We start from the raw sequence: 19,057 nt of genomic DNA, 5'->3' as shown, positions 1-19,057 counted from the left end.
CTGGTGAGCACCCCCCCCGATGCCGCGCGTCCCAAGCCCACGCTGAAGACGTGGCTGATGGCCGTGCGTCCGAAGACGCTGACGGCGGGCGCGGTGCCGGTGCTGGTGGCCACGGCGCTCGCATACGGTGACGGCGTGGGGCGCCTGGGGCCCGCGCTCGCGGCGCTGCTGGGCGCAGTGCTGATCCAGATCGGCACCAACTTCATCAACGACTTCTACGACTACAAGAAGGGCGCGGACACCGAGGAGCGCCTGGGGCCCAGGCGCGTGACGCAGAGCGGGCTCATCGCGCCGGGCACGGTGCTGCTGGGCGGACTCGGGTGCTTCGCGCTGGCGACGCTGGTGGGACTGTACCTGGTGGCGGTGGGCGGCTGGCCCATCGTGTTCATCGGCGTGGCCTCGCTGGTGTGCGGCTATGCGTATACGGGCGGCCCGTTTCCGCTGGCCTATCTCGGGCTGGGCGACCTGTTCGTGCTCATCTTCTTCGGCATCGTCGCGGTGACGGGTACGTACTACGTGCAGGCCGGCGTCGTGGGCCCCGCGGCCTGGTGGGTGTCGCTGCCGGTGGGCGCCATCGGCACGTGTCTCATCGTGGTGAACAACCAGCGCGACGCGAGCACGGACGTGAAGGCCGGCAAGCGCACGCTGGCGGTGCGCTTCGGAGAGGGCTTCGGCCGCGCGGAGTACGTGCTGCTGCTCGTCGCCTCGTACGCCACGCCGTTCGTGCTGTTCGCCAGGGGCTACGCGAGCGCCTGGGTCTTCCTGCCGCTCCTGAGCCTGCCGCTGGCGGTGCCGCCGCTGAAGCTGATGCTCAAGGCCGAGGGCGCGGCGCTCAACCCGGCGCTGGGCGGGACGGCGCGGCTCCAGATGATCTTCGGGCTGCTGTTCGCGGTGGGCCTGTACCTGCGCTGAAGGAGCGTCATGCGCATCACCGACGCGACGCTCACGCCGCTGCACCTCGCGCTGGCCCAGCCCCTGAAGACGGCGAGGGGCACCTACGCCACGCGCGACGGGTTCCTCGTGCGGCTGTGGGACGACGAGGGCCACATGGGGCAGGGCGAGGCGATGCCATTGCCCGAGTTCGGCACGGAGTCCCTGTCCACCACGCACACGGTGCTTCGCGGGTGGCTGAACGCCCTCAAGGGCCAGACGCTGGAGGACAGCATCGAGGGCGTCGAAGCCACGCTCGTGCCGTCGGCCAGTGAAGAGGTGCGTCAGCGCGGCGCGCGGCTCCGGGGCCTCGACACCGACGGGCCCGTCCCCGCCGCGCAGCACGGCCTGGAGCTGGCGCTGCTGGACCTGGTGGCCCAGCGCAAGGGCGTGCCCCTGTGCTGGCTGCTCGCGGAGGAGGCGCGACAGGACGTCTTCGTGAACGCGCTCCTGAGCGCCGAGGACCCCGAGGTGCTGGCGCGCGAAGCGCGGGCCGCGGCGGACGAGGGCTATCAGACGCTGAAGCTGAAGGTCGCGGGCCGCTCGCTGGACGCGGATGAAGCCCGGGTCCGCGCCGTGCGCGAGGCGGTGGGGCCGCGCGTGCGCCTGCGCCTGGACGCGAACGGTGGCTGGTCGGAGCCCGAGGCCAACCGCGCGTTGGACCGGCTGGGCTGGTATGACCTGGAGCTGGTGGAGCAGCCCACGCCGCCGGAGGATTTGCAGGCGCTGTGGCGGGTGCAGCGCCGCGCGCCGTGCATCATCGCCGCGGATGAGACGCTCGCCACGCCCCCCGCCGTGCGCACGCTCCTCACGATGGACCTGGGCGGTGGGCCCGCGGTGGGCGCGGTGGTGCTCAAGCCGATGGTGCTCGGGGGACTGCTCCCCTCCATGGTGGTGGCGCTGCGAGCCGCCCACCTGGGCATGCACGCCTACGTCACCAGCTCCATCGACGGCGTGGTCGCCCGCGCGGGCGCCGCGCACCTGGCCTCGGCGCTGCCGTCGGGGGAGCTGGCCTCCGGGCTCGCCGTGGGGCGGCTGTTCGCGGACGAGCCGAAGGAGCATCCGTATCACCCCCAGCAGGGGCTCGTGCGGCTGCGCGACCTGCCTGGGTTGGGGCTGGACCCGGGCCTCGGCCGCGGACACTGAGCCCTTCGCATCCACGACGGTATGCGAAGGCCCGCGACGGCCAAGGCGGATACATCTCCTCGGAGGAGCGAGGCCATGACCTACGACTGTCCCATCCGCGAAGGCGCGCGTCTGTCCCCCGACGCGGAGGCGCTGCGCTTCGCCGGACAGACCTGGACCTTCCGCGCGCTGGACGCGGAGGTGGCGCGTTGGACCGCCGCGCTGGACGCTCGCGGAGTGGGGCAGGGGGACCGCGTGGCGCTGCTGTCCACGAGTCACCCGGCGGTGACGTTCCTCTTCTGGGCCCTCGGGCGGCTGGGCGCGTTGTTCGCGCCGCTCAACGCCCGGCTCACCCCGGCGGAGCTACGGCCCCTGCTGGAAGACGTCGAGCCCCGGCTCACGCTGGCGCTCGACCCCCTGCGCGACCGGCTTCCCGAAGCGGAGCGCCTGGAGTCATTTCCCAACGGTGTCGCTGCCGGCTCCGTGGCCGCCCGCGCCTGGGACGCGGACACGGCCCGGGTCATCCTCTTCACCAGCGGAACGACGGGCAGGCCCAAGGGGGCCGTGCTCACCGAAGGGGCCTTCCGCGCCTCGTGCCGGGCCTCCGCCGCGAACCTGGGCGCGCACCCCGCGCCGCGCTGGTTGGGCACGCTGCCCCTGTTCCACGTGGGGGGGCTGGCCATGCTCACGCGCACCGCGTACGAGGGCGGCTGCCTCCTCCTGCACGATCGCTTCGACGCGGACGCCGTCAACCGCGCCATCGACACGGAGGGCGCATCCCACGCCAGCTTCGTCGCCACCACGCTGGAGCGCGTGCTCGACGCGAGGCACGACCGCAAGCTGCCCGGCACGTTCCAGTGCGCCCTCATCGGCGGCGGTCCCGTCCCCACGGCGCTGCTCACGCGGGCCCGGGCCGCGGGGCTCCTGGCCCTCCAGACCTACGGCCTCACCGAGGCCTGCTCCCAGGTCGCCACCGAGCGCCCCACGGAAGCGGACGGCCGCACCGCGGGCCCGCCCTTGCCAGGGCTGGAGGTTCGCATCGTCGGGCCGGACGGCGCGCCGCTGGGGGAAGGACAGGAGGGGGACGTGGAGGTCCGCGGCCCCACCCTCATGGCCCGCTACTGGCGCCAGCGCGACGCCACGCGCGAGGCCTTCCACGACGGCTGGCTGCGGACCCGCGACGTGGGCGTCCTGGACGAGAAGGGGCGCCTCACGCTCCTGTCGCGCCGCACGGACCTCATCGTGAGGGGAGGGGAGAACCTCTACCCGGCGGAGATCGAGGCCGTCCTCGCCAACCACCCCGCCATCCTCGAGTCCGCGGTCGTCGGCGTGCCGGATCCGCACTGGGGCGAGGTCCCCGTCGCCTTCGTCGTCCCGCGCCCCGGCCACGCGCTGCCCGGAGACCTGGACGCGTGGTGTCGCCAGTCGCTCGCGCGCTTCAAGGTGCCCACGCGTTTTGTTGCACTTGAAACATTGCCTCGTAACGCCATGAGCAAGGTGGAGCGCCCCGCGCTCCGAAAGCTCGCCCTGCCTCATCCGACGTATCAGCCAGGGTCGTGAAAGCCCTGTTTCCATGATGGGTGGGGTTCGCAGGACTCGCTGAGAAGACCTATCAGGTTGGGATATAATATTCCGCTGTGGGGGGATCCTGAGAGGAAGCTCACGGTGAGTACCGCAGTGGAAGCAGTGAAGGTGGAAGGGCAGTCCGAGGCGATCCCTATCGACGCGCACGCCAACAGGGCCGTTGGCGCCATGAAGTGCCCCCATCTGGGCGCGCAGTACAACCCGTTCGCGGGACCACACGTCGAAGACCCGCATCCGTTCTATGCGCAACTGAGGCAGGACGCGCCCGTCAGCTACAACCCCATGCTGGGGATGTGGCTGGTGAGCCGCTACGACGACATCTGCCACGTGCTGAAGGATCCGACGCGCTACTCGTCGGCGGATCTGGGCAACATGGGCTCGGTGCTGTCCCCGCAGACGCTCTCGGTGCTCGCCGAGGGCTATCCCCTCGCGGACAGCCTGATCAACTCGGATCCGCCCGCGCACACCCGCTTGCGCAAGCTGCTGGGGCGCGGCTTCTCCGCCCAGCGCATCGCCGCGCAGGAGGGCCCCATCCGCGCCGTCGCCGAGGAGCTCGTCCAGGCCTTCGCGCGCCGGGGACACGCGGACCTGGTGACCGAGTTCGCGTACCCGCTGCCCGTGCGGGTCATCCTCGGCATGGTGGGCGTGCCCCAGGAGGACATGGCGGACATCAAGCGCTGGTGCGACGACTTCTTCCGGATGATCTTCACCCGCGTCCCGCCGGAGGAGCAGCCGCCGCTCGCTCGCAGCTGGGTCACCTTCCAGCACTACGTCGCCCGCCTCATCCGCGCCCGCGAGGACGAGCCCCGCGACGACCTGAGCAGCTACCTGGTCACCACCGACGCGGACGGCGAAGCGCTCACGCTGCCGGAGCTGATCATCGCCATCGCCGGCAGCATGCTGGCCGCGGGCCATGAGACGACCACGGCGCTGCTCGCCCAGTGCTGGAAGCAGGCCCTGCTCCAGCCCGGGCTCTGGCAGCGGCTGCGCGAGGACCGCTCGCTGGTGCCGCACCTCATCGAGGAGACGCTGCGCTTCGACTCGGTGGCGCACGGGATGATCCGCACCACCACGGAGGACGTGGAGCTGGCGGGCGTCGCGCTGCCCAAGGGCTCGCGGCTGCTCCTGCTCTACGCGTCCGGAAGCCGTGACGCCTCGCTGCTCCCGGACGGGGACCACTTCGACATCAACCGGCACCACCCGACGCACCTGGGCTTCGGCCGGGGCATCCACTTCTGCATCGGGGCGCCGCTGGCCCGGCTGGAGGCGCAGATCGCCACCAACCTGCTGCTGGATCAGCTCGCGGACCCGCGCCTGGAGGAGAACCCGGACTTCGGCACCACGCAGTCGCTGACCATCCGCTCCATCCAGCACCTGCGCGTGTCCTGGACCCCTGCCGGGGCCTGAACGTCCCCTCGCTCCCGTCCCGCCCGTGGTGCTCCCACGGACGGGGCGGGCACCTCAGCCGCGCCTCAGCACTCCGACGCGGGGTGTCCCCAGGGGTTGGTGCGCGGGTACTGGCGCAGCAGCGTGCACAGGCGGTGCGCCGAGACCGTCGTCGTGGCTGGCCGCGGCGGCTCGGCGTGCATCGCCGTCTGGCCCAACCGGGCCGCCTGCAGTGCCAGCGCATGCTGGACTTCGGGTGACCAGCGCTTGAATTCGAGCCATTCCATGAGCCTGCTCCTCCTTGAAGGAGCGGCCATTGAAGCCACTTCAAACCTGGAAATCACGACGCCCCGCGTCGGCCCGGGGCGTCAGTGACCTCCTGCTGACACCCCGCTCAGGCCTGCGAGGGATGGGCAGGTCGGCCAATGAGCATCATCAGGCCGAAGGGGTTCCCCGGGTTGGTGAGCCGGTCGATCTCCCAGACGTAGTCGTCGCTCAGGCCGTGGGTGAGCTCGCGCATCTCCTCCACGGAGTACGTGCGCAGACAGGACACCACGCCGTCGAACGCCGCCGCGATGGGGATGAGCGGCATGAGGTAGGTGAGGGCGAGCCGATCCGCGCGGATGGGGCGGATGAACGGCGTCGTCAGCGGCACGTTGATCAGCGCCGCCGCGGTCATCGCGATGGCCGGCCCGCGCCGCTCCACCAGCTCCATGATGGCGATGCCCCGGCGCTGGGCCACCGCGTCCGCCAGCACCTTGCGCGCCATGTCCGGCGGCAGGTGGTGGAACGAGTTGCACATGATGCGGAAGCCCTTGTACGTCGCGGGCACCGCCGTCGCGTCCACGGGCGTCGTCACATAGTCGATGCGGCCCGGGTTCGCCGCCTTCGCCTTCTCGAACGCGGAGACCTCCGGGTACAGGTCCGTCAGGAGCGCCGTCGCCTTGTAGCCCTCCTGCGTCTCCAGCATCTCAATCAGCTTCGGCACCGGCCCCGCGCTGCCCGACGCCATGTCCAGCAGCTGCGTCTCCCCCATCGCCTCCATCGCGACCTTGAGCCGCTTCACGAACTCCGAATAGCGGTCGTCCGACAGGCTCCACACGAACGCCAGGAAGTCCGTCACCCCCCGACGCAGCACCTTCGGGAACCAGGGCTGATCCTCTAATTCAAAAAGTTGCAGTCGGGGCATAATCGCTGGGCGCTCCAAGGGGCTCGGGGGGAAGGAAACTCCAGCACTGTCGCCCAGTCCCGACCGACGTACAAGGGGCGCCTTCCAGGGGCATTGGCACACATCCGCTGCCCCTGGAATCCGAACAAACCCTCGATTCCCTGCCGCCATCACGAAACTTTGAAGCGTTGCAGGAAAACACAGCCAGAAAGCCAGACATGCGCCGTGGAGAATGATCCGCGGCCGCAAGGTTTCTGGAGGGGTGCGTTTGATTAGCAGGCGGTCGGAAGGGCGCGGACCGGGTGATTTTGACTCGGGGGGCGGCAACCGGGAGCACGCTGAAAACAGTGTCTCGGGGGTGGGGTTGCCGGTGTTTATAGGTATTATTACTTACGACCGAGGGGGGCTTCGGTCGTCCGGTCGCACGGTTCAAAGCGGATCAGCTCGCACACAACGGGAGGGAGTAATGGCTCCGGAATCTGTTGATGTGATCGTCGTCGGAAGCGGCCCGGTGGGTGCCATGGCGGCGAACCTGCTCGGGCAGTACGGGCTGCGCACCGTGGTCATCGAGAAGGAGACCACCGCGCATACGCAGTCCCGCGCCATCAACGCGGACGATGAAGCGCAGCGCATCTTCCAGGCCGTGGGCCTCACGGGCGAGCTGGGGCCGGGCTTCCACCCGTGCCTGAAGATGACCTACGTGGACGACGAGATGCGGATGCTCGCCGAGGTGGACTTCACCAAGGTGGAGCGCCCCAACGGCCACTACATCGGCGCGCTCTTCAACCAGCCGCGCCTGGAGGCGTCGCTGCACCGCGGCCTCGAGCGCTTCGCGCACGTCACCCTGTGGCGCGGCCACGAGGTCGAGTCCTTCATGCAGGACGACGACGGCGTGTCCGTGCGCGTGAAGGACAACGTCGCCAACCGCACCGTGACGGTGCGCGCGCGCTACCTGCTGGCGTGCGACGGCGCCAAGAGCAGCATCCGCCGCCGGCTGGGCCTGAAGCTGGAGGGCACCACGGCGCTGGAGCACGCGCTGGCCATCTCCGTGGAGACGCCGTCGTCCGCGCCGGACTTCACCTACTACCCCTGCGGCCCGGAGCGCGTGGGCATCGTGACGCGCACCGCGCACGACGAGATGCGCTTCGACACGGTGGTGAAGCCGGGCCAGGATCTGGAGTACGTGAAGACGCCCGAGTACGTGCGCGGCATCATCGCCCCGTTCATCGACCCGGACACCGTGAAGGTGAAGAGCGTCAACCTCTACGCCTACCACAGCCGCATGGCGGAGAAGTGGCGGGTGGGCCGGGTGTTCCTGCTCGGCGACGCGGCGCACCTGATGCCCCCGTTCCTGGGGCAGGGCCTGTGCTCCGGCCTGCGCGACGCGGCGAACCTCACCTGGAAGCTGGCGTACGTGCTGGGCGGCGCGGCGGACGCGTCGCTGCTGGACACCTACGAGGTGGAGCGCCGGCCGCACGCCGCGGAGATGATGCGCCTGTCGGACTCGCTGGGCTCGATGCTGTCGTCGGGCGGCCCGTTCATGGCCCGCGCGCGCAACGCCTTCATCAAGCTGCTGTACCACATGCCGGTCACCGGCCCCTTCATCCGCGAGTACAAGATGAAGCCGAACCTCTTCCTCGCGGAGGGGTTCCTCTTCGGCGGCAAGCGCGGCAGGTCCAAGCAGGCGGCGGAGGGCGCCTACTTCCCGCAGCCGCGCGTGGAGCACGGCGAGGAGGGGGAGCGCCCGCTGGATGACGTCATCGGCCACCGCTTCGCCGTGCTGACGCGGCCGGGCGCGCCCGCGGAGGTCCAGCAGGCCGCCAGGGCGATGGCGGAGGATATGGGCGGCGTGTGGCTGTCCGTGGCGCCGGCGGCGCGCTCCGGCGCGGGCCGCTCCGGCGAGGTGGTGGACCTGGAGGGCAAGCTGGGTGAGTGGTTCGCCCAGCACGGCTCGGACCTGGTCGTCCTCCGCCCGGACCGCTACGTCTACGCGGCCACGAACCAGGCGGGGGTCGCGCAGGTCCACGCGGCGCTGAAGCAGGCCGTCCGTCCGCTCACGCGTTGGAGCAGCCGCGGTTCGCGCCGCGCGGCGCAGCTGGGGGCCTGAGGCCTCAGGCGGCGGCGGACTGGAGCAGCTGCTTCGCCTTCGCCATGCAGTCGCCGTAGAAGCGCAGGTAGATGTCCAGGGCCCGGGCGCCCGTCTTCGCGATGGTCGCCGCGTGCTCGGGCTTCTGGCTGAGCAGCTTGTTGAGCATGACCTCGTTGAGCGCCGTGTGGCCCACGTCCAGCTCCACGTGCTCCTTGATGAACGACAGCGAGTTCATCACGTCCGGGCCCAGCACGCGCTTGCACTGCTCGATGAGCCGGGGCGCGAACACCACGGACAGGTTCTCGATCTCGTACTCGATGGCCACCTGGCCGCCCGGCATGGCGCTGGCGATGGTGTCCTCGTGGATCTGCCGGTACTCCTGCATGGCCTGGGTGGGGGCCTGGGCCATCAGGGCCTCCGCGTCCAGCTTGGGAAAGCGGCGCGCGTTCCAACTGGCCACCAGGTTCTTCGTGTCCTCCACCATCATCAGGTGGTGCCCGGCCTCGTGCTTGGCGTGGGTGATCAGCTTCTCGCCCACCTCCACCATGCCCACCTTCACACAGGCCTCACCGGCGCGGCGGATCCACCCGTCCACGGGCTCCGTCATGTAGACGCCCAGGGCACACAGCTGGATGAGGAAGGCCTCCAGGAGGGCGGGATCCACGTTCGGATCCAGCAGCGTCGACACGTGGGGGCCGGTGGCCAGCAGGTGGCGGACGTCGGCGACGTGGGGGAGGTACTGCTCTTCGACGAGGGGCTTGGTCATGGGGGGATCCTCAACGGGAATGGGCACCACGGCGCCCGATGGTGAGTTCGCTGATGTGCTCCAGGAAGTCCGGGACGAGCTTGGAGGAGATGATCCACAGGTAGGGATCCGGGCCGTCGTGCAGGCCGCACTCCTGGATGTAGTCGCCGCCCTCGTCCTCGCGCAGGTAGAGGAAGGAGGGGCGGTTGCGCTCGGCGTACCAGCGGCGGGCCGCGTCCAGGAGCGCCGAGTACGCGCGCGTCCCATCCTCCAGCAGCGGGAACAGGCGCGTGTTGTCCAGCAGGCGGAAGAGGTTCGCGCCCAGCTGGCCCAGCTCCACCACGGCGGCGGCGCAGGGGACGCCGTCCCGGCGCGCGACCAGGACGGTGCGCTCGCGCTCCATGCCGTAGCTCTTCCACTTCGCCGTCACGGGCCCCATGTCCAGCCGGTCGCGCGTGAGGTCCAACGACTGCACGTAGCACTCGGGGAAGCGCTGCGAGATGGTCGCCGCCAGCAGGCTCAGCTCGCTCGCGGTGGCGGGGCCCACGCTGTACGGGTGCACGCGGCCGGTCAGCTCGTGGCTGAAGGCCTTCATCTTCTGGATCTTCCGCGTGAACGCCAGGGGCGAGCCGGCCTCCATCTGCCGCTGCGCGTACTTCACGTGCGCCTTGTTGATCCACGGGTTGAGGGCCTCCACGTAGGCCACCACCCAGTGGAAGTCCGGGTCGCTCTGCGGGTGCTCGAAGGTGCGCAGGTAGAGGTCGCGCATGATGGCGCCCGCCTCCTGCACCCCCGCCGGCGGCTTGCCGGGCCGCTTCGCCACCTGGTGGCCCAGCCACGCGTGGCGGTACGGCTTGGTGAAGGACAGCGTCGCCTCGATGCCGCGCTCGGACGGCCACACCGCGTTGCAGAACAGCTGCGGCACCTCCGCGGCGCGCTTCGCGAGCGACGCGAAGTTCTGCTTCAGCTCCTCGAACTCCGCCGGGGTGCTGCCGCCCAGGCTGAAGAAGCCGGAGCGGTTGAACAGGTCCCACAGCTGATCCACCAGGCCCTCGCTGGTGCGTGTGGCCGGGGACAGCGTCTGGGACACGAAGCGCACCCAGCGCGCCTCGTCGGAGGAGTAGGGCAGCACGCTCAGGCCGCACATCACGGTGCCGTCCGCGCGCATGCCGCTGACGTAGCGGATCTCCCCGCGCACGCTCACGCGCTGGCCGTCGCCCAGCTCCAGCTCGATGAGGGGCGGCAGCAGACCCGGGAAGAGCAGGTCCTGCGGCTGGCAGCGCATGCACATGCCGGAGAAGGAGATGTCCAGCACCTCGCGGCGCATCAGCCCCTGCTCCCGCCAGAGTGGGTGGTGGAAGCGCGCGTGCACGCCCGCGGGCGCGGGGACGCGGCGGTGCCAGCGGTGCCGGATACGGAACAGCTGCTCGGGCAGGGGCGTGAAGAGGCGATCCCCCTCGCTCCGGCCCGTCTCCACGCGCAGGCGGTAGGCGGAGTTGTAGCCGATGACGTCGATGTCGTACGCCGGCTCGCCGAAGTCCGGGGTGGCCTCCTCCGTGCGCCACTCCAGCTGGCCCGTGGCGGAGTGGAAGCGCTCCAGCACCATGCGCACCACCCGGCCCTGGCGGCGCAGCACGCCCTTGTTCCCGGACGCGCAGATGGCGGTGAAGATGGAGCGGATCCGCTCCGGGTCCGTGATGATGTCCTGCACGGGCAGCGCGGAGGCCGCCGGCTCCGCCACGCCCTCGCGCAGCGCGTCCGCCAGGAGGCCCAGGATCTGCCGGCCCTGCTCCTGCGTCACGCCCACCAGCTGCAGCCCCACGGGCGCGTTCGGGACATCCATGTCCGTCCGGATGAAGGCGCCGTTGAGCGGGCCGATCGTGGCGCCGTTGCACGCCAGGTACACCGGGAAGGTGCGCGACTCGGCCGGGTCCGCCAGCGGCTGCCGCGGGGCCACCCACACCACCGTCGGGGACAGCCGCGTCACGTCACCCAGCACCGCGTCCGGCCGGCCCACCGCGCAGGTGATGGCCGTGGGGCCGCTGCCGTGCAGCGAATAGCCCGAGTCGTCCAGGGCCGCTTCCGCGGGCGGAAGGGGAATCACGTTGCGCAGCGCGTCGCCACTGCCGAATTCGATCGCCTGCCGGAACTTCGAGGACGCCGGGATCCCTCCGTCCATCGTCAGGACTCCCCTCTTGCGGGCAGCGGTACCGTTGGTGGTCGGCGATGTTGCGAGCACAACACTTCCTCCCTGATTCACTGGAGACGCTGACGGCTCTGGATTCTGGGACGACATATTGGGGAACTCGCCAGTAACAGTCAAATCGAATTTATATGCCTGGGCTGTTTTTTCTTCCTGTGCCCTGACTCACCCCGGGTCTCAATTGACCGGATATATGCGTGTTTTCCGAGGAGCGGGACGGACCCAGCGTGCACATCCTTATCAGCAAAGTGGCGCAGGCCTGTAACCCTCCACAGAGCGAAAGAGTGGCGAGGACCCGGGGCGCGCAGGCAATGGACGACTGTCGGAGGTGGCCGTTATGGTCGGTGCTTCTGGGCTTGGGGGAAGGGAGCCGCGAATGAGCGCAGCGCTGGAGGTCAAGAGGTCGCAGGGGGCCGGTTCGGGTGCCCAGGGGCTTGAGCCCGTGGACCTGCCGGACGTCTTCCAGGTGGACGTGGTGGCGTGCGTGCGCGACGCGCTGGGGCTGCTCGGCGCGACGCGGCGGCTGCGCGGCGTGGAGGTGACGGTGGCGCTCCCCGAGGAGCCCGTGCGCGCCCGGGTCAGCCGCCGCCGCCTGGAGCAGGTCCTCCTGCTGCTCGTCGCCCACGCGGCGGACGTGGCGCCGCCGGACGCGGCCGCGGTGCGGGTGGAGGTGGAGCCGCCGGACGACTTCGGGGACGAGGGCCCGCGCTTCCAGGTGGTGATGCCGGGCGTGAGCCTGTCCGAGCGCGAGGCGCGCTCGGTGGCGCTGTCGCCCCTGCTCGTGGGCAGCCCCCAGCGGCGGCTCGCCCGGGCCCGGGAGCTGGTGGACGCCATGGGCGGCGAGCTCGCGCTGGAGCACGGGGAGGAGGGGCTGGCGGTGCGCGTCCTCCTGCCCGCGCCGGGGCTCGCGAGCTTCTAGGCCGCGCCCGAATTCCGGAATAACGATCCTCCATTCCGGACCATTGGCTGCGATAAGCGCGGCACACCCCGGGGGCACCGAACCCAGGGGGACGCGCGGCCAAACTCCTTGACGACCGGGGGCGGGTTCCCGACTATCCGCCGCCTCTCAAGACCCCGGTCTCAATCAGGAGTTTGCGTTCATGGCGCCTCCCTCTGGCGAGAAGATCACCCTGCAGAACGGCAAGCTGAACGTGCCGGCGAACCCGATCATCCCCTACATCGAGGGCGACGGCACCGGCCGCGACATCTGGAAGGCCTCGCAGGCCGTGTTCGACGCGGCGGTGGAGAAGGCGTACGGCGGCAAGAGGAAGATCTCCTGGTACGAGGTGCTGGCCGGCGAGAAGTCCTTCAAGCAGGTGAACAACTGGCTGCCGGACGAGACGGTCGCCGCGTTCCGCGAGTACCTGGTGGGCATCAAGGGCCCGCTGACGACGCCGGTGGGGGGCGGCATCCGCTCCCTGAACGTGGCGCTGCGCCAGATGCTGGACCTGTACGTCTGCCTGCGCCCCGTGCGCTACTTCAAGGGCGTGCCCAGCCCGGTGAAGCAGCCGGACAAGGTGGACATGGTCATCTTCCGTGAGAACACGGAGGACATCTACGCGGGCATCGAGTTCGAGGCCGGCTCCGCGCAGGCGGAGAAGTTCCTGGGCTGGCTGAAGCAGGAGTTCCCCAAGGAGGCGGGCAAGGTCCGCTTCTCCGCGAACGTGGGCATCGGCATCAAGCCCGTGTCGAAGGAAGGCACGGAGCGCCTGGTGCGCGCGGCCATCCAGTACGCGGTGGACCTCAAGCGCAAGAGCGTCACCCTGGTCCACAAGGGCAACATCATGAAGTTCACCGAGGGCGCGTTCCGCAAGTGGGGCTACGACCTCGCGGCGCGCGAGTTCGGTGACAAGGTCTACACCTGGGACCAGTGGGAGGCCACCAAGGCCGCCAAGGGTGAGGACGCCGCCAACGCCGAGCAGAAGGCCGCGGTGTCCGCCGGGAAGGTCATCGTCAAGGACTCCATCGCGGACATCACCCTGCAGCAGGTGCTGACCCGCCCGGACGAGTTCGACGTCATCGCCACGCTCAACCTCAACGGCGACTACCTGTCGGACGCGCTCGCGGCGCAGGTGGGCGGCATCGGCATCGCGCCGGGCGGCAACATCAACTACGTCTCCGGGCACGCCGTCTTCGAGGCCACCCACGGCACCGCGCCCAAGTACGCGGATCAGGACAAGGTGAACCCGGGCTCCGTCATCCTCTCAGGTGAGATGATGTTCCGCCACCTGGGCTGGCACGAGGCCGCGGACCTGATCATCAAGGGCATGGACAAGGCCATCGCGGCGCGCACCGTGACGTACGACTTCGCGCGCCTGATGAAGCTGGAGACGAAGGAGACCGTGTCCGAGGTCAAGTGCTCGGAGTTCGGTCAGGCCATCATCAAGCACATGTAGTCCCCACCCCAAAGCAGGAGGGCGAAACCATGGCTCACAAGAAGAAGAAGATCGGCCTCATCGGCGGCGGTCAGATCGGCGGCAACCTGGCGCTGCTGGCGGTCCAGAAGAACCTGGGCGACGTGGTGCTCTACGACATCCCGGCGGCCGAGGGGCTGGTCAAGGGCAAGGCGCTGGACATCAACCAGCTGTCCGCGGTGGACGGCTACGACTGCCGCGTCACCGGCTCCACGGACTGGAAGGACGTGGCGGGCTCGGACGTGATCATCATCACGGCTGGCGTGCCCCGCAAGCCCGGCATGTCCCGCGAGGACCTGCTGGACGTCAACCTGAAGATCATGAAGGACGTGGCGGGCAACATCAAGCAGCACGCCCCGGACGCCTTCGTCATCAACGTGGCCAACCCGCTGGACGCGATGGTGTTCGCGCTCCACAAGATCGCCGGCCTGAAGGACAACATGGTCGTGGGCATGGCGGGCGTGCTGGACACCAGCCGCTTCAAGTGCTTCGTGGCCGAGGCCCTGGGCGTGTCCATCCGTGACGTGGAGGCGCTGGTGCTCGGCGGCCACGGCGACGACATGGTCCCGCTCGTGCGCCACAGCACCGTGGGCGGCGTGCCCCTCACCCAGCTCATCGCCAAGGACAAGCTGGACGCCATCATCGACCGCACCCGCAAGGGCGGCGCGGAGCTGGTGGGCCTCTACAAGACGGGCAGCGCCTACTTCGCCCCGGCGTCCTCCTCCATCGCCATGGCGGAGAGCTACCTCTTCGATCGCAAGCGCGTGCTGCCGGCCGCCGCCCTGCTCAAGGGCCAGTACGGCATCAACGACTTCTTCTTCGGCGTCCCCGCGCAGATCGGCGCGAACGGCGTGGAGAAGATCATCGAGGTGGAGCTGAACGACGCGGAGAAGGCCGAGCTGAACAAGTCCTTCACCTCCGTCAAGGGCACCGTCGAGCTCGTGAAGCTGTAGTCCCCGGACGTCGACCGGGCCCGCCGGAATGCTGCTGGCGGGCCCTGTCTGATGCCGTGAATGATCCGGGCTTATCCCCCGGCCCCCCGTCCTTGCGGCGGTATTTTTCCAAGTTAACTAGCGTGTTGGACTCGCACTGGCACGGGTGCGGGGCAGCGTCGCGAAGCAGGACTTCAGCGGCCCCCCGTGAAGGCACCCCCCCCGGCTTCCGGTGCCCAAGGAGACGATGATGGCGGCAGCAGCGCGATTCACGGTGGTGGGCGGCGGTCTCGCCGGGCTGATGACGACGATCAAGCTGGCGGAGGCGGGTCACCAGGTGGACGTGCTCTCGCTCGTCCCCGTCAAGCGTTCCCACTCCGTCTGCGCCCAGGGCGGCATCAACGGCGCGGTGAACACGAAGGGCGAGGGTGATCACCCGGACATCCACGTGAAGGACACGCTGCGCGGCGGCGACTTCCTCGCGGAGCAGGTGTCCGTGAAGGGCATGTGCTACGCGGCGCCCGGCATCATCTACCTGCTGGACCGCATGGGCGTGACGTTCAACCGCACGCCGGAAGGCCTGCTGGACTTCCGCCGCTTCGGCGGCACCCTGCACAACCGCACCGCCTTCGCGGGCGCCACCACCGGCCAGCAGCTGCTCTACGCGCTGGACGAGCAGGTCCGCCGCTATGAGGCGGAGGGCAAGGTCACCAAGTACGAGTACTGGGAGTGGCTCGGCATGGTGAAGGACGAGTCCGGCCGCTGCATCGGCAGCGTGGCCATGGACCTGCGCACTATGGAGATCCGCACCTTCCCCGCGGAGGCGGTGTGCCTGGCCACGGGCGGTCCGGGCATCGTCTTCGGGCGCTCCACCAACTCCATCATCAACACCGGCACCGCCGCGGGCCGCGCGTACATGGAAGGCGCGCTCTACGCCAACGGCGAGTTCATCCAGGTGCACCCCACCTCCATCCCGGGCGAGGACAAGCTGCGCCTGATGAGCGAGTCCGTGCGCGGCGAGGGCGGCCGCGTCTGGGTACCCCGCAAGAAGGGCGACACGCGCGCCCCCCGGGACATCCCGGAGAGCGAGCGCTGGTACTTCCTGGAGGAGAAGTACCCCAAGTACAAGAACCTGGTGCCGCGCGACGTGGCGACGCGCGAGATCTTCATGGTCTGCCGCGACCTGGGCATGGGCCTGGGCGGGCGCGACGGCGTGTACCTGGACGTGACGCACATCCCGGCCAAGACGCTCGACGCGAAGATCAAGGGCGTGATGGAGATCTACGAGAAGTTCGTCGGGGATGATCCGCGCCACACGCCCATGGTCATCTTCCCGGGCATGCACTACTCGATGGGCGGCCTGCACGTCTCCTTCGAGGCCGACCCGCGCACCCAGACGCCGCTGGACGGCAGCCCGGTGAACCAGAGCACGCGCATCCCCGGCCTGTACGCGGCCGGCGAGGCGGACTACGCCTTCCACGGCGCGAACCGCCTGGGCGCCAACTCGCTCCTGTCCTGCATCTACTCCGGCATGATCGGCGGCCCGGCGATGGTGTCCTTCTCCAAGAGCCAGGCGACCAGCGCCGCGGCGATGCCGGAGAAGTACTTCGCGGACGCGAAGAAGTACTGGGAGGACCGCTTCGCCACCATCAAGAAGATGAACGGCGCGGAGAACCCGTACCAGATCGCCAAGGAGCTGGGCGAGGTGATGACGGAGAACTGCACCGTCGTCCGCTACAACGACCGCCTGAAGAAGACCATCGAGCGCGTGCGCGAGCTGAAGGACCGCTGGAGCCGCGTCAACGTGCTGGACACGGGCGTGGTCGCCAACCGCGCGCTGTCGTACACCAACCAGCTGTGGAACATGCTGGAGCTGGGCGAGGTCATCGCCACCAGCGCGCTCCTGCGCGACGAGAGCCGCGGCGCCCACTACAAGCCGGACTTCTCCCTGCCGGAGCCCAAGGTGAAGGATCCGACCCAGGATCCGGAGTGGATGGCCCTGTGGCGCAAGCGCCACGAGAAGTGGGCGAAGACGACCATCGCCACGTACTCGCCGGAGGGCCCGCAGATCTCCTACCAGGACCTGCCCACGCCGGTGCTGGACCCCGAGCCCCGCTGGTACGCGTAAGGCGTTCGTTTTCTTTCCGGCCCCGCGCGCTTCCCCTGGCGCGGGTTTCCGCCACCTGATTTGGCAGTGAAGGGAAGGGCAGCCGCACCATGGACACCGCACAGGCCAGCGCCGTCAGCTCGAAGACCATCTCCTTTCGCATCTGGCGGCAGGATGATCCGAACAAGCCCGGACACTTCGAGGAGTTCAAGGTCCCCTATACGAAGGGCGCCAACGTCATCTCCTGTCTGATGGAGATCCAGCGCAACCCCGTCACCGTGGAGGGCAAGAAGGTGGCCCCCGTGGTGTGGGACTCCGCGTGCCTCGAGGAGGTGTGCGGCAGCTGCGCCATGAACATCAACGGCCGGGTGCGCATGGCGTGCTCCGCCCTGGTGGACAAGCTCCAGCAGCCCATCACCCTGGAGCCGATGAAGAAGTTCCCGGTGGTGCGCGACCTCACCGTGGACCGCGACCGCATGTTCGAGTCGCTCAAGCGCGTGAAGGGGTGGATCCCCGTCGACGGCACGTACAACCTGGGCCCCGGCCCGCGCCAGTCGCAGAAGGACCAGTCCGTGATGTACGTGCTGTCCACGTGCATCACCTGCGGCAGCTGCCTGGAGGCGTGCCCCCAGGTGACGCTGGACAACGAGTTCATGGGCGCGGCGCCCATCAGCCAGGCCCGCCTGTTCAACATGCACCCCACGGGCAAGCTGAACGCGGAGGAGCGCACGCGCGCCCTCATGGGCCCCGGCGGCATCCAGGACTGCGGCAAGGCGCAGAACTGCGTGAAGGTCTGCCCGAAGGAGATCCCCCTCACGACCTCCATCGCGGTGATGAACCGCGAGGTGAGCAAGCTGATCATCAAGGACATCTTCTTCAAGGAAGAGGAGCAGAAGGCCTCCGCCGGTCCGGGCTAGCCCTCTCCGAACGCCGTCCTGGCTTCCTCGCGGCCCCGTGCTTGCGCCCCTGCTGGACGGGCGCCGGGCGGGGCCGCGGCCGTGAGGGTGAAGGCCGCCTCATTCGCCCGGACACCGGGTGTTATCGCTGGGGGGCGGAGCCTGTGTCCCGTCGCGACGCTGGGGGCCAAACGGCCTTGCCATCCGTCGTTTTCTGCGCAATGAGGGCCCGCGTTGACGCCCCGTGTAGGGGCTGTCCTCGTCTCCCCTCGTCCCACCCGGAGATTCGATGAAGATCCACGAGTACCAGGGCAAGGAACTCTTCCGGAAGTATGGCGTGCCCACGCCGCGCGGCATCCTCGCGCTCTCTCCCAACGAGGCGGAGGCCGCGGCGAAGGAGCTCGCCACGCCCGTCGTCGTCGTGAAGGCGCAGATCCACGCGGGTGGCCGCGGCAAGGGCGGCGGCGTGAAGCTGGCCAAGAGCCCCGCGGAGGCCAAGGAGCTCACCCAGCAGATGCTGGGCATGATGCTCAAGACCATCCAGACCGGCCCGGAAGGGCAGAAGGTCAACAAGGTCTACATCGAAGAGGGGCTGGACATCGGCCAGGAGCTGTACCTGGGCGTGACGCTCGACCGCGCCACCAGCCGCATCACCTTCATGGCGTCCACCGAGGGCGGCGTGGAGATTGAAGAAGTGGCGGAGAAGCACCCGGAGAAGATCCTCCGCGCCTCCGTGGACCCCGCGGTGGGCTTCGCGGACTTCCAGGGCCGCGAGCTGGCCTTCGGGCTGGGCCTGTCGGGCCCCACGGTGAACAAGTTCGTCCAGTTCTGCAGCGCGCTCTACAAGATGTACGTGGAGACGGACGCGTCCCTCGTGGAGATCAACCCGCTGGTCATCCGCAAGAGCGGCGGCGTGGTGGCGCTCGACGCGAAGGTGAACTTCGACGAGAACGCGCTCTACCGGCACAAGGACCTGCTGGAGTACCGCGACCTGGCGGAGGAGGAGCCCCGCGAGACGCAGGCCAAGGAGCACGACCTGGCCTACATCGCGCTGGACGGCAACATCGGCTGCATGGTGAACGGCGCGGGCCTGGCCATGGCCACCATGGACACCATCAAGCTGGTGGGCGGCAGCCCGGCCAACTTCCTGGACGTGGGCGGCGGCGCGAGCAAGGAGAAGGTGACGGCGGCCTTCAAGCTCATCCTCGCGGATCCGCAGGTCAAGGCGGTGCTCGTCAACATCTTCGGCGGCATCATGAAGTGTGACGTCATCGCGGAAGGCATCATCGCGGCGGCGAAGGAAGTGCAGCTGAAGATCCCGCTCGTCGTGCGCCTGGAAGGCACCAACGTGGAGCAGGGCAAGGAGCTGCTCCGCAACTCGGGCCTCGCCATCACCCCCGCGGACAACCTGCGCCAGGCGGCCGAGAAGGCCGTGGCGGCCATCAAGTAGGGCCTTCGCTCCCTCTTTCCTGAAAGAA

Annotated in this window: 15 protein-coding genes; 11 read left to right on the top strand and 4 right to left on the bottom strand. The window is 69.3% G+C overall.

The features are described from left to right. Positions 1-3 precede the first annotated feature (3 nt). The 4 genes from U8525_RS11055 (at position 4) to U8525_RS11040 (ending at position 5,046) form a co-directional block, all read left to right on the top strand. Positions 4-912, top strand: a complete 909-nt coding sequence (locus tag U8525_RS11055) for a 1,4-dihydroxy-2-naphthoate polyprenyltransferase (RefSeq protein WP_374264555.1) — start codon at positions 4-6, stop codon at positions 910-912. 9 nt (positions 913-921) lie between these two features. Further along, the gene (gene menC, locus U8525_RS11050; protein WP_374264553.1) at positions 922-2,076 is read left to right on the top strand and encodes an o-succinylbenzoate synthase; all 1,155 of its coding nucleotides are present in this window, start codon (positions 922-924) and stop codon (positions 2,074-2,076) included. 75 nt (positions 2,077-2,151) lie between these two features. Then, complete coding sequence (menE, locus tag U8525_RS11045; RefSeq protein ID WP_374264551.1) at positions 2,152-3,615, top strand: o-succinylbenzoate--CoA ligase; 1,464 nt, start codon at positions 2,152-2,154, stop codon at positions 3,613-3,615. A gap of 192 nt (positions 3,616-3,807) precedes the next feature. After that, on the top strand, positions 3,808-5,046 hold the full coding sequence (locus U8525_RS11040; protein WP_374264549.1) for a cytochrome P450: 1,239 nt from the start codon (positions 3,808-3,810) through the stop codon (positions 5,044-5,046). A 65-nt stretch (positions 5,047-5,111) separates the two neighbouring features. Here the strand turns inward: U8525_RS11040 and U8525_RS11035 are convergent, their stop codons facing one another. Further along, a complete protein-coding gene (locus U8525_RS11035; protein ID WP_374264547.1) occupies positions 5,112-5,312 on the bottom strand; it encodes a hypothetical protein in 201 nt (66 codons plus the stop codon). Positions 5,313-5,419: 107 nt separating this feature from the next. After that, complete coding sequence (locus tag U8525_RS11030; protein WP_374264545.1) at positions 5,420-6,214, bottom strand: hypothetical protein; 795 nt, start codon at positions 6,212-6,214, stop codon at positions 5,420-5,422. Positions 6,215-6,659: 445 nt separating this feature from the next. Here U8525_RS11030 and U8525_RS11025 point away from each other — a divergent pair, with 445 nt between their 5' ends. Then, positions 6,660-8,300: a bifunctional 3-(3-hydroxy-phenyl)propionate/3-hydroxycinnamic acid hydroxylase gene (locus U8525_RS11025; protein WP_374264543.1), complete on the top strand. Its 1,641-nt coding sequence runs from the start codon at positions 6,660-6,662 to the stop codon at positions 8,298-8,300. 4 nt (positions 8,301-8,304) lie between these two features. Here U8525_RS11025 and U8525_RS11020 read toward each other — a convergent pair whose 3' ends face one another. Together U8525_RS11020 and U8525_RS11015 are read right to left on the bottom strand one after the other, a co-directional pair. Beyond that, positions 8,305-9,048, bottom strand: coding sequence for an iron-containing redox enzyme family protein (locus U8525_RS11020; RefSeq protein WP_374264541.1), 744 nt, complete (start codon positions 9,046-9,048; stop codon positions 8,305-8,307). Between the two features lie 10 nt (positions 9,049-9,058). Next, entirely contained in the window at positions 9,059-11,206 is a 2,148-nt protein-coding gene (locus tag U8525_RS11015) for a hypothetical protein (protein ID WP_374264539.1), read from the bottom strand. Between the two features lie 400 nt (positions 11,207-11,606). Between U8525_RS11015 and U8525_RS11010 the strand changes: the two genes are divergently transcribed. The 6 genes from U8525_RS11010 (at position 11,607) to sucC (ending at position 19,029) form a co-directional block, all read left to right on the top strand. Next, on the top strand, positions 11,607-12,149 hold the full coding sequence (locus U8525_RS11010; protein ID WP_374264537.1) for a sensor histidine kinase: 543 nt from the start codon (positions 11,607-11,609) through the stop codon (positions 12,147-12,149). Positions 12,150-12,330: 181 nt separating this feature from the next. After that, positions 12,331-13,626 (top strand): NADP-dependent isocitrate dehydrogenase, encoded by a 1,296-nt coding sequence (icd, locus tag U8525_RS11005; RefSeq protein WP_374264535.1) that lies wholly within the window; start codon positions 12,331-12,333, stop codon positions 13,624-13,626. A gap of 29 nt (positions 13,627-13,655) precedes the next feature. Continuing rightward, positions 13,656-14,597, top strand: a complete 942-nt coding sequence (gene mdh / locus U8525_RS11000; RefSeq protein ID WP_374264533.1) for a malate dehydrogenase — start codon at positions 13,656-13,658, stop codon at positions 14,595-14,597. 229 nt (positions 14,598-14,826) lie between these two features. Further along, positions 14,827-16,704, top strand: coding sequence for a succinate dehydrogenase flavoprotein subunit (gene sdhA / locus U8525_RS10995; RefSeq protein ID WP_374264663.1), 1,878 nt, complete (start codon positions 14,827-14,829; stop codon positions 16,702-16,704). 89 nt (positions 16,705-16,793) lie between these two features. Continuing rightward, positions 16,794-17,600: a succinate dehydrogenase iron-sulfur subunit gene (sdhB, locus tag U8525_RS10990; protein WP_374264531.1), complete on the top strand. Its 807-nt coding sequence runs from the start codon at positions 16,794-16,796 to the stop codon at positions 17,598-17,600. Positions 17,601-17,868: 268 nt separating this feature from the next. Further along, the gene (gene sucC / locus U8525_RS10985; RefSeq protein WP_374264529.1) at positions 17,869-19,029 is read left to right on the top strand and encodes an ADP-forming succinate--CoA ligase subunit beta; all 1,161 of its coding nucleotides are present in this window, start codon (positions 17,869-17,871) and stop codon (positions 19,027-19,029) included. Positions 19,030-19,057: the final 28 nt, after the last annotated feature.

Origin of the sequence: Corallococcus sp. RDP092CA, assembly GCF_041903675.1 — a bacterium.
GTDB lineage: Bacteria > Myxococcota > Myxococcia > Myxococcales > Myxococcaceae > Corallococcus.
This window is presented reverse-complemented; position numbering and strand designations above follow the sequence as displayed.